Origin of the sequence: Polynucleobacter sp. AM-7D1 (assembly GCF_018688455.1) — a bacterium.
GTDB lineage: Bacteria > Pseudomonadota > Gammaproteobacteria > Burkholderiales > Burkholderiaceae > Polynucleobacter.
In genome coordinates, this window is the sequence record NZ_CP061319.1 from 1,866,797 (window position 1) to 1,880,430 (window position 13,634).

The following is a 13,634-nucleotide window of genomic DNA, read 5'->3' on the forward strand; positions in this document are numbered from 1 at the left end:
CCTGTATCTCTATTTCTCTATTGAACAATATCTAGCAAGGGGCAGATTAATAACGATAGTGGTCGGCCTTATAAGGGCCTTCCTTCGTTACACCAATGTAAGAAGCTTGCTGATCTGACAATACAGTTAACTGGGCATTCAATGTCTTGAGCTGCAAACGAGCAACCTTCTCATCCAAATGCTTAGGCAATGTGTAAACGCCGACTGGGTATTTATCTGTGCCAACTGCATTCCACAACTCGATCTGTGCAATCACTTGGTTCGCAAATGAAGAGCTCATGACATAAGATGGGTGACCTGTACCGCAACCAAGGTTAACCAAACGACCTTTAGCCAAGATGATGATGCGCTTCTCAGGGTTTCCATTGGCTGCTGGGAAAATTACGTGATCAACTTGTGGCTTAATTTCTTCCCACTTGTATTTCTCGATACCAGCTACATCAATCTCGTTATCGAAGTGGCCAATGTTACAAACGATAGCTTGATTCTTCATCTTGACCATGTGGTCATGTGTAATCACATGATAGTTACCAGTTGCTGAAACAAAGATGTCTGCCTTATCTGCAGCGTAGTCCATTGTCACTACGCGATAGCCTTCCATCGCTGCTTGTAATGCACAGATTGGATCCACTTCAGTAACCCAAACTTGAGCAGACAAAGCACGCAATGCTTGTGCAGAACCTTTGCCTACGTCGCCGTAACCACAAACCACGGCAACCTTACCGGCAACCATTACGTCAGTAGCACGCTTGATCGCATCAACTAAAGATTCGCGGCAACCATAGAGGTTATCGAACTTACTCTTAGTAACAGAATCGTTCACGTTAATTGCTGGGAACTTCAAATCACCTTTTGCGAACATCTGATAGAGACGATGCACACCAGTAGTAGTTTCTTCAGTTACGCCTTTTACTTTTTCTAAGCGTGTGGAGTACCAAGTTGGGTCTTGTGCTAATTTCTTTTTAATGGCAGAAAACAAAATAGTTTCTTCTTCGCTTGTTGGGTGATTCAAGCAAGCCTGATCTTTTTCCGCACGTGCGCCGAGGTGCAGTAGCAAGGTTGCATCGCCGCCGTCATCCAAAATCATATTCGTGAAGCCGCCATCAGCCCACTCAAAAATACGGTGGGTGTAATCCCAATACTGCTCAAGGGTTTCGCCCTTGATGGCAAACACTGGTGTGCCATTTGCAGCAATTGCTGCAGCAGCGTGATCTTGTGTGGAGAAAATATTGCAAGAGGCCCACTGCACTTCAGCGCCGAGCGCTTCAAGCGTCTCGATCAATACTGCAGTTTGAATGGTCATGTGCAATGAACCAGTGATACGTGCACCACGCAATGGCTGCTGTGATGCAAACTCGTCGCGAATTGCGATGAGACCTGGCATTTCAGTTTCAGCAATGGCGATTTCTTTACGACCAAAATCAGCCAAAGAAATATCAGCAATAGCGCAGCGGGTTGCTACAAAGTTGTTTAAATCGGAAACGGTACTCATGAATGCTCCAGCTAAAGACGATCCAATGCTGGAGTAGGAACTCGCTAGCCATTGAATCATGGGTTAGCGAGCGCAGTTGCAATTAGCAAACTCTGGGGTTACTAGGAGTCCACTCCCTTCAAGCCTGGGGAAACACTGGTTCTCAGCATTCCTTGCAACGCTCCTTGAAGGTATGGCGAAATTGTAATCAATTTCGCCATATTTCGTCTCAATACCACTACATACTGCAAATTTACTGCCTAGAAAGCAGATTACAAGCCAGCAGCTGCGCGTAAGGCAGGCGCCTTGTCGCACTGTTCCCAAGTAAATTCTGGCTCTTCACGACCAAAGTGGCCATAAGCAGCCGTCTTGCGATAAATCGGACGCAAGAGGTTCAACATCTTGACGATGCCCTTTGGACGCAAGTCAAAGTGCTCAGAAACCAGTTGTGCAATCTTCTCGTCAGAAATCTTGCCAGTACCGAAAGTGCTCACCATTACTGAAGTTGGTTTAGCCACACCAATCGCGTAAGAGATCTGAATCAAGCACTTGCTTGCCAAACCAGCAGCAACGACGTTCTTTGCCACATAGCGACCAGCATACGCAGCGGAACGGTCAACCTTGGAAGGATCCTTCCCAGAGAACGCGCCACCACCGTGAGGAGCTGCACCGCCGTAGGTATCCACAATGATCTTGCGACCAGTCAGACCACAATCGCCTTGCGGGCCGCCGATCACAAATCGACCTGTTGGGTTTACTAAGAAATTAATCGCGCCTTTGATCAAATGCTTTGGCAATACTGGTTTGATGATTTCTTCGATCACTGCTTCGCGCAATTTCTCGAGAGAGATTTCTTCATCATGTTGTGTGGAGAGAACTACTGTATCGATTGAGTCAGGCTTGCCATCCACATAGCGCAAGGTCACTTGAGACTTCGCATCTGGACGCAACCAGTTCAAACGGCCGTCACGGCGCAGTTGAGACTGACGCTCTACCAAGCGGTGTGACAAATGAATTGGCAAAGGCATGAGCTCTGCAGTTTCATCACAGGCGTAACCAAACATCAAACCTTGGTCACCAGCACCTTGGTCTAAGCCGTCATCATGCGCCTTGTCCACGCCCTGTGCGATATCAGGACTTTGCTTGTCATAAGCAACCAACACGGCACAACCTTTGTAATCGATACCGTAGTCAGTATTGTCGTAACCAATTTCACGCAAAGTATTACGAGCTACTTGAATGTAATCCACATTGGCATTCGTTGTGATTTCACCAGCTAACACTACTAAGCCGGTATTACACAAAGTTTCTGCAGCAACGCGCGCAGTTGGGTCCTGAGCCAGGATCGAATCCAAGATGGCATCAGAGATTTGGTCTGCTACTTTATCGGGGTGACCTTCAGAAACCGATTCTGAGGTAAAGAAGTAATCATTTGCCATTGCATATTCCTTTAAAAAATTAACACGATTTATGGGACAACTCGACGTGCCAGGAATTTCAACGGCGACGCTTTAGCAGAATTTATGAATCGCCCTGCAAGTTGCCTTAACTCAGCGATGGTGCAATTCTATCCGAAAAATGCCTTATTTATCAAGCTAGATCGGAAATTTGGCCCTAGCGCTGGCATTGAATATCATTAGAGGGTGCGCAAATTCCTTCTTAAGCTAACCCTCGCAGCAATAGCGGTATTACCCTTATTCCTAGTTCAGGTAATTGGGGCTGCTTTAGGGGTTCTGGCTTATGTGGGCTCCAAGCAATATCGATCACTTTTTCGTCCTCAATACGAGGCCGTTATTAAAAGTCATCATTTGCCCCTGCAAATCTGGCGTGCGACTGCTGCATCAGGGCAACTCTTCTCAGACAGTTTGTGGATTTGGCGAAATCCCAAAAAAGCACTTTCCCTTGTTGAAGTACAAGACTGGGATCTCGTTGAAGCAGCTATCAATGAAGGGCATGGCTTAGTCATGCTCACACCCCACCTTGGCGGCTTTGAAATTATTCCTCGGGTACTTGCGCAGCACTTCCCCGCCACCATTCTTTATCGTCCGTCCCGCCAAGAATGGCTTAACGAAGTGGTGGAAGAGGGTCGCGCTTACCCCAATATGCATTTCGTACCAACGAACCTTAATGGCGTTCGTCAAATGACGCGAGCGCTGACACGTGGTGAAGCAATTGGCATTCTTCCAGATCAAGTCCCGAGCGGTGGTGAAGGTGTGTGGGTTCCCTTTTTTGGACGCCCTGCCTACACAACCCCACTTCCTGCACGCCTAGCCAATCGCAACAACACACCGGTTGTGATGTTTACTGCCAAACGTAAAGGGCTTGGTAAAGGCTGGCTCATGCAAGCTAAGAGACTAGAGCCGCTTTCTGAAGACTCGACACTCGCAGCCACTGAACTCAACGTTGCCATTGAGAATGCAATCCTAGTTGCACCCAATCAATTCATCTGGGCCTATAACCGCTACAAACATCCCAGTGGAGCAGAATTACCACCGAGTAATTAGTTAGTAAATTTATAATTTATTCAACATGACCTGGTTACAAAACGTTTTCAATTTTCTAGCACTCAGCTTACTGCGCCTGTTTGCTTTTTTGCCTTATGGTCTCACCATTTACATTGGTTATGGCCTTGGCTGGTTGGCGGCGCATATACCCAATGAGCGTGCCAAGGTTGTTAAAACAAACCTACGTCTTTGCTTTCCTAATCTGAGCGAAGATGAAATTCATTCGCTTGCATTAGAACATTGGAAGTTATTCGGACGCAGCGTCATCGAGAGAAGTCGTATTTGGCTTGGCAGCGGAAAACAAATTACCGACATCGTCAGTATCAATTCTGAGATTACGCTGGGGGATCGCAAGCCACGTCTATTAATCAACCCGCACTTTGTTGGGCTTGAAGGTGGCTTCATGGCACTATCGGTTTTAGCAAGTCAGCATGATTGGCCTCGTGGTGCTGGCCTCTACCAAAATATGAAGAATCCTTTTTTTAATCAAAAGATGATTGAATGGAGAAATCGTTTTGGGGGGAAATCGATCGAGAGACAAAGTCGCTTGCGCGATTTGATCCGGGAAATTCAAACCGGGAACTTTATTTTTATTGCGCCTGATATTGATCTCGGTCCACGTGACTCGGTTTTTGTTCCCTTCTTTGGAATTCAAACCAATACCATCACCTCAGTCTCACGCCTGGCTAGGCTCAGCGGCGCAGAAGTGTGCTTCATGACCACCACCTTAAATGCTGATCGCATGGGATATACCTGCAATATCAGTGCACCACTTCCCAATTTTCCAACAGATGATGTTGAGGCAGATACCGCACGCCTGAATAAATATATCGAAGACCTTGTTCGCGAAAGGCCTGCAGAGTACTATTGGGTACACAAGCGCTTTAAACATAGGCCGCCTGGCGAGCCTAGCCTTTACAACTAATTGGAATTCTTTTGAGCACGAATTTAAACCGGTCTGCACGCAAATTACGATTCACCAAAATGCATGGTGCGGGCAATGATTTCATTGTGCTCAATGGGATTAATCAAGATCTCAGCGATATCACTCGTGAACAATGGCAAAAACTAGCCCATCGCCAGTTTGGTATTGGTGCCGATCAAATCCTGCTGGTTGAAAAAGCCACGCGCCCTGATGCCGATTTTCGTTATCGTATTTTTAATTCTGATGGTGGCGAGGTAGAGCAATGCGGTAATGGCTCGCGCTGCTTTGTTCGCTTTGTGCTCGACCAAGGCCTTTCTACAAAGAATCCCTTACGCGTAGAAGTTGCGCATACAGTGCTTACACTCAAGTCTCATGAAGATGGCGAGGTGGAGGTGGATATGGGCGCGCCGATTTTTGAGCACAGCCAAATTCCATTTAATGCGAGTGGCCTTGCAAGTAAGCAAGAGTTTCATGAAATGCTCTATGCATTACCTATTGCTACGCCTGCTGCACACGATAGCTGGATAGGTGTTTTGTCGATGGGTAATCCCCATGCAGTTCAAGTGGTGGGTGATGTTGACAGCGCACCCGTTCTCGAAGAAGGTCCGTCAATCGAGAGAGATCCGGTATTTCCAAAAAGAGTGAATGCTGGCTACATGCAAGTGATCAATCGCAATGAAATTAAATTGCGCGTCTATGAGCGGGGTGCTGGTGAGACTCTCGCTTGTGGCACTGGTGCATGCGCTGCAGTGGTCTCTGGCATTCGTCGCGGCTTACTTGACTCCCCCGTCAAAGTGCACACCCGTGGCGGTGATTTGCAAATTGCCTGGGGCGGAATGATTAATGAAGTGGCTCAGAGCGTCATCATGACTGGGCCAGCCATCACCGTGTTCGAGGGTGAAACACAAATCTAAAGAGTGGGGCTGCAGAAACTACTGCTACTGTTCTTTAAATTAAATTCCGTATTTCTCGCGATAGGTTTTCACTGCTGGAAGATACTTTGTTAACTCGGCATTGCTGGAGGCAGTTAAGAAGGCCATCAGGTCTGCCAAGTTTGCAATTGCTACTACCGGCAAACCAAACTCTTGCTCCACTGCTTGCACTGCTGACTTATCGCCAATCTCTGTAGCCGTCCCGGACTTCTCCATACGATCCAAAGCAATCAATACCGCTGCTGGCTCTGCACCTGCATCGCGAATAAGCTTTACGGACTCGCGTACAGATGTCCCAGCTGAGATCACATCATCAATGATGACCACCCTGCCTTTAACTGGAGCACCCACCAGTGAGCCTCCCTCGCCATGATCTTTGGCTTCTTTACGGTTGTAGGCATATGGAACATTGCGGCCAGCATCGGCTAGAGCAATTGCAGTGGCAGCAGCCAAAGTAATGCCTTTATAAGCTGGGCCGTACAGCATGTCATATTGCAGGCCAGACTCTTGCAAAGCCTTGGCGTAATACTTTCCTAGCGCACTGAGGCGGGTACCATCATTAAATCCACCCGCATTAAAGAAATAAGGGGAAAGGCGCCCCGCTTTAGTTTTAAACTCCCCAAACGACAAAACATTTGCCTCCAAAGCAAAATGAATAAAGTTATCTTGATTAGAATTTTTTGAGCTCATAGGCCTATATGTTACGCATCATTTCTGCCAACCTCAACGGTATCCGCTCCGCGGTCAAAAAAGGCTTTATGCCATGGGTGGTGAAGCAAAAGGCGGACTTTGTCTGTATGCAGGAGCTCAAGGCTCAGCAAGACGATTTAGAAGATGCCATTCTGAATCCGGATGGGCTACACGGCTTTTTTCATCATGCCGAAAAAAAAGGCTATAGCGGGTGCGGCATCTATACCCCTCATAAGCCAGATGAGGTCCTATATGGCTATGGCAATGAGGAGTTCGATGCTGAAGGTCGCTATGTCGAGGCTCGATTCAAAAAGCTCTCTGTCATCTCGGTATACATGCCCTCAGGCTCAAGCTCGCCAGAAAGGCAGGAAGCAAAATATCGTTATCTAGACTCTTTCTTGCCACACTTGGTTGAACTCAAAAAGTCAGGGCGTGAAATTGTGCTGTGTGGGGACGTCAATATTGCCCACAACGAGATTGACCTTAAAAACTGGAAAGGCAATCTGAAGAACTCAGGATTTTTACCCGAAGAGCGCGCTTGGCTGACAAACCTATTTGGCAAAATTGGCTACGTAGATGTCTATAGAAAACTAGAGCCCGAAGCAACTGATGCCTGCTACACCTGGTGGAGTAATCGCGGTCAAGCTTATGCAAAGAACGTGGGTTGGCGCATCGACTATCACATCACCACCCCAGGAATTGCGGGAAGCGCTAAAAATACTGCGGTGTATAAAGAGGAGCGTTTCTCAGATCATGCACCACTCACAGTAGATTACGACTGGTCTATTTAGCGACTTGTGAATCGTGTTTTTTGAATTCCACTACTTTGAAGTGGATGGTGAGCCAAATCAGAATTAAGACCGGCGCTCCAATAATTGCGGTACTGATAAAAAAACTTGCATAGCCAAAGTTATTTACAAAAACGCCAGAAAATCCAGCCAGCCACTTTGGCAATAAGAGCATCATGGAGCTAAACAATGCGTACTGCGTTGCGGAGTACTGGATATTCGTCAAGGCCGATAAGAATGCGATGAACGCTGCCGAAGCTATTCCGGAACTCAGGTTATCCGCAGAGATCACCCAAACCAAGCCATGCAAATCGTGGCCCTGTGTCGCAAGCCAAGCAAATAATAAATTGCTGACGGCCGATAAAATTGCACCCAATAACAAAATGCGCATCACGCCAAAACGTAAAGTGAGTACACCCCCAAGGAAGGCGCCGACTAATGTCATCACTACTCCAAAGACTTTACTAACAGCTGCGACCTCATCTTTGGTGTATCCCATATCTACATAAAATGGGTTAGCCATAATTCCCATCACCACATCGCTAATACGATAGATGGCAATTAAAGACAGAATCAAAATAGCGTGCCAACCGTAACGCTTAATAAAGTCGGCAAATGGTTCAATCAAGGTTTGATGTAGCCATGCCTTTGCATTGCGTGCTTTTGCAAGCTCAATACGAACCGGCTCTTTACTAAATAAGGTGGTGAGCACGCCCACACTAATCGAGAGCGCCATGCATAGATAGGCAAATTGCCATGCAGCAGGATCATAGCTAGCAGAGCCTGACTCAGCGCGGGCAGCCAACCAGAGAACGCCTGCACCAGACCAAATCAATGCGAGGCGATAGCCCGTTTGATAGGTAGCGGCTAATGCTGCTTGATGATCACTATCTGCAGACTCAATTCGAAAAGCATCTAGGGCAATATCTTGCGTTGCAGAACCAAAGGCAACCAAAAGAGCGCACCACACGATTGGTGTGAGTTGAGCTTTGGGATCAATGCTGGCCATACCGACCAAACCCAGAATAATGAGCAACTGCGCAAAAAGCAGCCAACTACGTCTTCTACCAAATAATGTTGATAACAAAGGGATGGGTAATCGATCTACTAAAGGGGCCCACATCCACTTAAACGCGTAGATCAAACCAACCCAAGTCAGATAACCAATCGTGCTGCGATCAATACCAGCCTCTCTTAGCCAAAAGCTCAAGGTTCCCAAAATAAGCAACAAAGGTAGACCGGCGGAGAAGCCCAAGAAGAGCATTCGGAGGCATGGCCATTCGAGATAAACCCGAAAATCTTTCAGCCAGGACTGAAGGGTACTAAGCACGTCGAACGCGGAACAGCGCTAGGCTTCCAAAAAGATTCGGCATCAAAGTAACCTGACGACCCTCATGCAAGATGCATTGATCCAGAATTTGGAGACCCAAGCTTGAGGCTAATTTTTCAAAATCAGCAACGGTAAGAACGCGCACATTAGGTGTGTTGTACCACTGGTAAGGCAAGCTTTTAGAAACTGGCATACGGCCAAAGCCAACTGCTAGGCGGTGTGACCAATGACCAAAATTTGGGAAAGAAACAACTGACTCTTTGCCAACGCGCACCACTTCACGCAAGATCTTTTCAGTCTCATGAATGGTTTGTAGTGTTTGAGAGAGTACAACCGTATCAAAACTATTGTTCTCAAAAAGTGCCAAACCGCCTTCAAGATTTTGCTGAATGACATTCAAACCCTTTTGCACACATGAGAGTACACGGGCATCATCAATCTCAACGCCATAAGCATGGACTGGCTTTTGTTTCTGCAAATACTCCAAGAAACTACCATCGCCGCAACCCAGGTCTAGCACTTCACTATTGGGCGCAATCCAGTTCGCTATCGCGGCAAAGTCAGCGCGCTTCATGATTTAACCTCAAGCATTTGTTTGAAATAAGCACGAATCAGATTGTGATAACGCGGATCATCCAACAAGAAAGCATCGTGCCCATGTGGTGCATCAATCTCTGCATAACTCACTTCACTCTTATTACTGAGTAAAGATTCCACAATTTCGCGGCTGCGATTAGGGGGGAAGCGCCAATCAGTAGAAAAACTCACGACCAAAAACTTAGCTTGCACTTCCGCTAGAGCACGATTGAGACTTCCTTCATAACGACGAGAAGGGTCAAAATAATCTAGCGCCCTGGTAATGAGTAAATAAGTATTGGCATCAAAGTAAGTAGAAAACTTATCGCCTTGATAGCGCAAATAACTTTCAACCTCAAATTCCACATCAAAGCTAAAGCGGTAGTCTTGAGATTCGCCATGTGGCCTTTGCAGCTCGCGCCCAAACTTTTCCGCCATATCATCGTCAGATAAATAGGTAATGTGTCCGACCATACGAGCCAACTTTAGCCCGCGCTTCGGCACTACGCCATGTTCGTAATAATTACCGCCATGAAAATCTGGGTCAGACAAAATAGCATTACGTGCCACTTCATTGAACGCGATGTTTTGCGCACTCAGTTTTGGCGTCGAGGCAATAACCAAACAATGGCCAAGGCGTTTTGGAAATTGGATAGACCATGCTAATGCCTGCATTCCACCCAAGCTTCCACCCATGACTGCAGCAAAACGACGTATACCCAATTTATCAGCCAAACGCGCCTGAGTATTGACCCAATCCTCAACCGTGATGACAGGGAAGTCTGCGCCATAAGGCTTTTTAGTGGCAGGATTGATGCTCATTGGCCCGGTCGATCCGAAGCAAGAGCCTAAGTTATTAACCCCAATAACAAAGAAATGATTTGTATCTACTGGCTTGCCTGGCCCAATCATGTTGTCCCACCAACCAATATCGCTTGCATCATCGGGGTTAGGACCGGCTACATGGTGCGATGCATTGAGCGCATGGCAAACCAGCACAGCATTACTTTTATCGGCATTCAGCTTGCCGTAAGTTTCAATAACTAAATCGTAGCCCGATAAGATGGCGCCACTTTGCAAAGGCAAGGGCTCGGCAAAGTGGATAGTGTTTCTAGAGAGATGTAACTCGCTCATTCGGACAGAAGAATGCGAAGGCTAATATCAGATGCTTCGGTTGGCAGCTTCTTAAAGCCGCTTCGAGCAAATCGATGCCAGCGACCTAGGACGCAACTCATCAACATAGCTGCTCGGACACTAACCTCATCTTGACTTACATTCGCCCAAGCACCGCCTTGGGTTTGAGCAATGCGTAAAGACTGCTTGAGAGATGCCTCCACGCGATCCAGCACCTGTGTAATACGCTCTTGCAGGCGATCATCCTCTTGCAACAAAGCATCACCCAAAAGTACGCGAGTCATGCCAGGATTTTTTTCTGCGAAGAACAACAGCATCTGCAAAATCCCGCGAGCTTGTGCAAGCCCAGATTCTTCTTTTTGATTAATCTGATTAATCAAACCAAAAACTGTTTGCTCAATAAATGAAATCAAGCCCTCAAACATCTGCGCCTTACTAGCGAAATGCCGATAGAGCGCCGCTTCTGATACCTGAATTTTTGCCGCTAATGCTGCAGTAGTGACTCGCTCACCCTTTGGGTTTTGCAACATCTCTGCCAACACCTGCAAGATCTGTAGACGACGTTCACCAGGGCGCGGGCGCTTGCGTGTCTTACCCTCTTCGGCAACTGTCGCTTCGATCTCTGATGCAGTAGGGTCTAAGGAATCACGCATATCTATATCTCTTATCCACTCTCAGCGGGAGCGAATCATTGTTCCAAAAGCTTGTTCAGTCAGAATCTCAAGCAACAGTGAGTGCTCAATTCGACCATCAATGATGTGAACAGAATTCACACCACTCTTTGCCGCATCTAATGCAGAGGAAATCTTTGGCAACATTCCACCAGAAATCGTGCCGTCAGCAAACAAACCATCAATTTCACGTGCAGTCAGGTCGGTTAAGAGTGTGCCGGCCTTATCCATCACGCCCGGAATATTGGTCATCATGACCAATTTCTCTGCATGCAAAATTTCTGCCATCTTGCCAGCGACCAAGTCAGCATTGATGTTGTATGCCTGACCTTCTTCGCTAAATCCAATCGGAGAGATCACTGGAATAAATGCGTCATCTTGCAATGCTTTAACAACTGCCGGGTTAATGGCTTCAATCTCACCAACAAACCCTAAATCAATAGTGCCGCCTACTTTCTTTTCATCGGCAACCAACATCTTCTTCGCACGAATCAAGCCACCATCTTTACCAGTCAAACCAACCGCCTGGCCACCGAAGTGGTTAATCAACATGACAATATCTTGCTGTACTTCACCGCCGAGAACCCACTCCACCACTTCCATGGTTTCTTCATCGGTTACGCGCATACCTTGAATAAAGGTGCCGGTCTTACCAATCTTCTTGAGGGCTTCATCAATTTGCGGACCGCCACCATGCACCACTACTGGGTTCATACCAACCAGCTTTAGCAAAATGACATCGCGCGCAAAACTTTCTTTCAGGCGCTCTTCGACCATCGCATTCCCGCCGTACTTAATCACAATAGTCTTACCGTGATAAGCGCGAATGTAAGGCAAAGCCTCGGCCAAAATCTCCGCCTTAAGTAAGGGTGGGATTTCGCTAATAGATGGGGATTGCTTAGTCATTGCTACTTGTATATTCAGTCTAGTAATTAATCGCCAAACAATTTTTGACGAAGTTCACGACGCTCTTGCGCCTCCAGTGAGAGATTTGCTGTTGGACGTGCAATTAAACGGTTCAAACCAATCGGCTCGCCTGTTTCCTCACACCAACCATAATCACCAGACTCAATGCGGGCCAAAGCCTGCTCAACTTTTTTCAAGAGCTTGCGCTCACGATCACGTGTGCGCAGCTCAAGTGCATGCTCTTCCTCGATCGTTGCACGGTCAGCAGGATCAGGCACCAAAATATTCTCACGCAAATGCTCTGTAGTTTCAGAAGCATTTTTCAAAATATCATCTTTTAAAGTCAGGAGCTTTTGACGGAAAAAATCCAGCTGAGCCGCATTCATATAGTCCTTTTCGGACATCTTGAGCAATTCAACTTCTGTTAAAGGGGCACCCTTAGCAGCCTTTGCACTTGCAGCCTTAGTAGGCGCTTTTGCTGTAGCCGTAGCTTTCGTTGGTGTTTTTACCGTCATTTCGTTCTTTCCATGGATCTAAACCATTATTACTTCATTCTGCCAAACTTTTACCGCCCTTTTGCCAATATTTATCAATATTGACCGTGGCGCCGGATTGTACTTGATATTTCTTAGGCCAAACACCCTTCAAGCCCAGCCAGCAGGGTATCTTTAGGCAAATCAATGCCGATAAAAACCATCCGCGTTTGCTTTGGCTCAGCACCCCAAACACCCGCCAAATCACTTCCCATCATCTGATGAACGCCCTGGAACACGACTTTTCGGTTGCTACCCTTCACATAGAGGACGCCTTTATAGCGCAACATCTTCTCTCCGAAGACCTCCAAAATACCCCCCAGGAAGTCCTCTAATTTTTTATGATCAAAGGGTTTATCACTACGAAAAACGAAGGATTGAATGCGGTCTGTATGGCCTGCATGGCCATGATGGTCGTGACTATGGTCATGCCCACAAGTGCTGTGATCATGGTGGTCATGGCTGTGATCGTGGCCACAAGTGGCGTGATCATGATCGTCTTGCTCCAAGAAGTGAGGGTCAATATCGAGCTTGGAATTCAAATTAAAGCCCTTAAGATCCAAAACAGCGTCTAAGGGCACTACCCCCTTAGATATTCCCTGAATTGGGGCGCGGGGATTCATATGCATCAAACGATTGCGCAAAGCATCCACTTCAGCCGGCGATACCAAATCCGTCTTAGTAATGAAGATTTGATCGGCAAAGCCTACCTGGCGCTGTGCCTCTTCATGCTCAGTGAGCTGCTGTGGGCCATGCTTGGCATCTACAAGAGTGACTACCGCATCCAATACGTAATGATCCGCAACATCATCATCCATAAAGAATGTTTGGGCCACCGGGCCTGGATTAGCCACACCGGTAGTTTCAATAACTACGCGATCAAAACTAATCTTTTTATCTTTACGCTGCTCCCAGAGTGAATTGAGGGCCTCCACTAAATCGCCGCGAATAGTGCAGCAAATACAACCATTGCTCATTTGCACAATGTTCTCTTGATTGTCTTGAACCAAGATGTCGTTATCAATATTCTCTTCGCCGAACTCGTTTTCAATCACGGCAATTTTTTTGCCATGCTCTTCAGTCAAGATGTGTTTGAGCAAAGTCGTTTTGCCGCTACCTAAAAAGCCTGTAAGAATTGTTACTGGAATTAACGCCATGATCGATCCATTCAAAA

At 46.9% G+C, this 13,634-nt stretch carries 14 protein-coding genes and 1 riboswitch; of the genes, 4 read left to right on the plus strand and 10 right to left on the minus strand.

Annotated elements, in window-relative coordinates:
• Positions 1-46: 46 nt before the first annotated feature.
• Both ahcY and metK read right to left on the minus strand, forming a co-directional pair.
• Positions 47-1,492 carry an adenosylhomocysteinase gene (ahcY, locus tag GQ359_RS09735; protein WP_215302208.1) on the minus strand — a complete coding sequence of 482 codons (1,446 nt, stop codon included), beginning with the start codon at positions 1,490-1,492 and terminating at the stop codon, positions 47-49.
• Between the two features lie 61 nt (positions 1,493-1,553).
• Positions 1,554-1,664, minus strand: a riboswitch (S-adenosyl-L-homocysteine riboswitch).
• Between the two features lie 79 nt (positions 1,665-1,743).
• Entirely contained in the window at positions 1,744-2,910 is a 1,167-nt protein-coding gene (gene metK, locus GQ359_RS09740) for a methionine adenosyltransferase (RefSeq protein ID WP_215302209.1), read from the minus strand.
• A gap of 204 nt (positions 2,911-3,114) precedes the next feature.
• On the opposite strand from metK, the gene GQ359_RS09745 reads away from it, so the two are divergent.
• Genes GQ359_RS09745 through dapF form a run of 3 tightly spaced genes read left to right on the plus strand, consistent with a single transcriptional unit; the run spans position 3,115 to position 5,814 of the window.
• On the plus strand, positions 3,115-3,975 hold the full coding sequence (locus tag GQ359_RS09745) for a lysophospholipid acyltransferase family protein (RefSeq protein WP_215302210.1): 861 nt from the start codon (positions 3,115-3,117) through the stop codon (positions 3,973-3,975).
• 25 nt (positions 3,976-4,000) lie between these two features.
• The gene (locus tag GQ359_RS09750; RefSeq protein ID WP_215386954.1) at positions 4,001-4,900 is read left to right on the plus strand and encodes a lipid A biosynthesis acyltransferase; all 900 of its coding nucleotides are present in this window, start codon (positions 4,001-4,003) and stop codon (positions 4,898-4,900) included.
• A 59-nt stretch (positions 4,901-4,959) separates the two neighbouring features.
• Complete coding sequence (gene dapF / locus GQ359_RS09755) at positions 4,960-5,814, plus strand: diaminopimelate epimerase (protein ID WP_215387968.1); 855 nt, start codon at positions 4,960-4,962, stop codon at positions 5,812-5,814.
• A 39-nt stretch (positions 5,815-5,853) separates the two neighbouring features.
• Here dapF and pyrE read toward each other — a convergent pair whose 3' ends face one another.
• Entirely contained in the window at positions 5,854-6,522 is a 669-nt protein-coding gene (gene pyrE / locus GQ359_RS09760; protein ID WP_215386955.1) for an orotate phosphoribosyltransferase, read from the minus strand.
• Positions 6,523-6,530: 8 nt separating this feature from the next.
• On the opposite strand from pyrE, the gene GQ359_RS09765 reads away from it, so the two are divergent.
• Positions 6,531-7,313 carry an exodeoxyribonuclease III gene (locus GQ359_RS09765; RefSeq protein ID WP_215302213.1) on the plus strand — a complete coding sequence of 261 codons (783 nt, stop codon included), beginning with the start codon at positions 6,531-6,533 and terminating at the stop codon, positions 7,311-7,313.
• On the opposite strand, the gene GQ359_RS09770 is transcribed toward GQ359_RS09765, so the two are convergent.
• The 7 genes from GQ359_RS09770 to GQ359_RS09800 all read right to left on the minus strand — a co-directional run bounded on the left by GQ359_RS09770 (position 7,306) and on the right by GQ359_RS09800 (position 13,620).
• Positions 7,306-8,640 carry an MFS transporter gene (locus GQ359_RS09770; protein WP_305848979.1) on the minus strand — a complete coding sequence of 445 codons (1,335 nt, stop codon included), beginning with the start codon at positions 8,638-8,640 and terminating at the stop codon, positions 7,306-7,308. The two genes, GQ359_RS09765 and GQ359_RS09770, sit on opposite strands and share 8 nt — an antisense overlap.
• Entirely contained in the window at positions 8,633-9,214 is a 582-nt protein-coding gene (gene metW, locus GQ359_RS09775; protein ID WP_215302215.1) for a methionine biosynthesis protein MetW, read from the minus strand. Before metW ends, GQ359_RS09770 begins: the two co-directional genes overlap by 8 nt.
• Positions 9,211-10,350, minus strand: a complete 1,140-nt coding sequence (locus GQ359_RS09780; protein WP_215386957.1) for a homoserine O-acetyltransferase — start codon at positions 10,348-10,350, stop codon at positions 9,211-9,213. The genes metW and GQ359_RS09780 overlap by 4 nt, the downstream gene beginning before the upstream one ends.
• Positions 10,347-11,003, minus strand: a complete 657-nt coding sequence (gene slmA, locus GQ359_RS09785; protein WP_114654129.1) for a nucleoid occlusion factor SlmA — start codon at positions 11,001-11,003, stop codon at positions 10,347-10,349. The genes GQ359_RS09780 and slmA overlap by 4 nt, the downstream gene beginning before the upstream one ends.
• Positions 11,004-11,024: 21 nt before the next feature.
• The gene (argB, locus tag GQ359_RS09790) at positions 11,025-11,927 is read right to left on the minus strand and encodes an acetylglutamate kinase (RefSeq protein WP_215386958.1); all 903 of its coding nucleotides are present in this window, start codon (positions 11,925-11,927) and stop codon (positions 11,025-11,027) included.
• A 26-nt stretch (positions 11,928-11,953) separates the two neighbouring features.
• Positions 11,954-12,331, minus strand: coding sequence for an RNA polymerase-binding protein DksA (dksA, locus tag GQ359_RS09795; RefSeq protein ID WP_062307316.1), 378 nt, complete (start codon positions 12,329-12,331; stop codon positions 11,954-11,956).
• 224 nt (positions 12,332-12,555) lie between these two features.
• Positions 12,556-13,620 (minus strand): GTP-binding protein, encoded by a 1,065-nt coding sequence (locus GQ359_RS09800; RefSeq protein ID WP_215387969.1) that lies wholly within the window; start codon positions 13,618-13,620, stop codon positions 12,556-12,558.
• Positions 13,621-13,634: the final 14 nt, after the last annotated feature.

Bases quoted from the DNA above. Each gene is read 5' to 3' on its own strand.
- dksA (WP_062307316.1), bottom strand. From the start codon at position 12,331: ATGTCCGAAAAGGACTATATGAATGCGGCTCAGCTGGATTTTTTCCGT.
- argB (WP_215386958.1), bottom strand. From the start codon at position 11,927: ATGACTAAGCAATCCCCATCTATTAGCGAAATCCCACCCTTACTTAAG.
- ahcY (WP_215302208.1), bottom strand. From the start codon at position 1,492: ATGAGTACCGTTTCCGATTTAAACAACTTTGTAGCAACCCGCTGCGCT.
- GQ359_RS09780 (WP_215386957.1), bottom strand. From the start codon at position 10,350: ATGAGCGAGTTACATCTCTCTAGAAACACTATCCACTTTGCCGAGCCC.
- GQ359_RS09765 (WP_215302213.1), top strand. From the start codon at position 6,531: ATGTTACGCATCATTTCTGCCAACCTCAACGGTATCCGCTCCGCGGTC.
- dapF (WP_215387968.1), top strand. From the start codon at position 4,960: ATGCATGGTGCGGGCAATGATTTCATTGTGCTCAATGGGATTAATCAA.
- slmA (WP_114654129.1), bottom strand. From the start codon at position 11,003: ATGCGTGATTCCTTAGACCCTACTGCATCAGAGATCGAAGCGACAGTT.
- pyrE (WP_215386955.1), bottom strand. From the start codon at position 6,522: ATGAGCTCAAAAAATTCTAATCAAGATAACTTTATTCATTTTGCTTTG.
- metK (WP_215302209.1), bottom strand. From the start codon at position 2,910: ATGGCAAATGATTACTTCTTTACCTCAGAATCGGTTTCTGAAGGTCAC.
- GQ359_RS09750 (WP_215386954.1), top strand. From the start codon at position 4,001: ATGACCTGGTTACAAAACGTTTTCAATTTTCTAGCACTCAGCTTACTG.
- metW (WP_215302215.1), bottom strand. From the start codon at position 9,214: ATGAAGCGCGCTGACTTTGCCGCGATAGCGAACTGGATTGCGCCCAAT.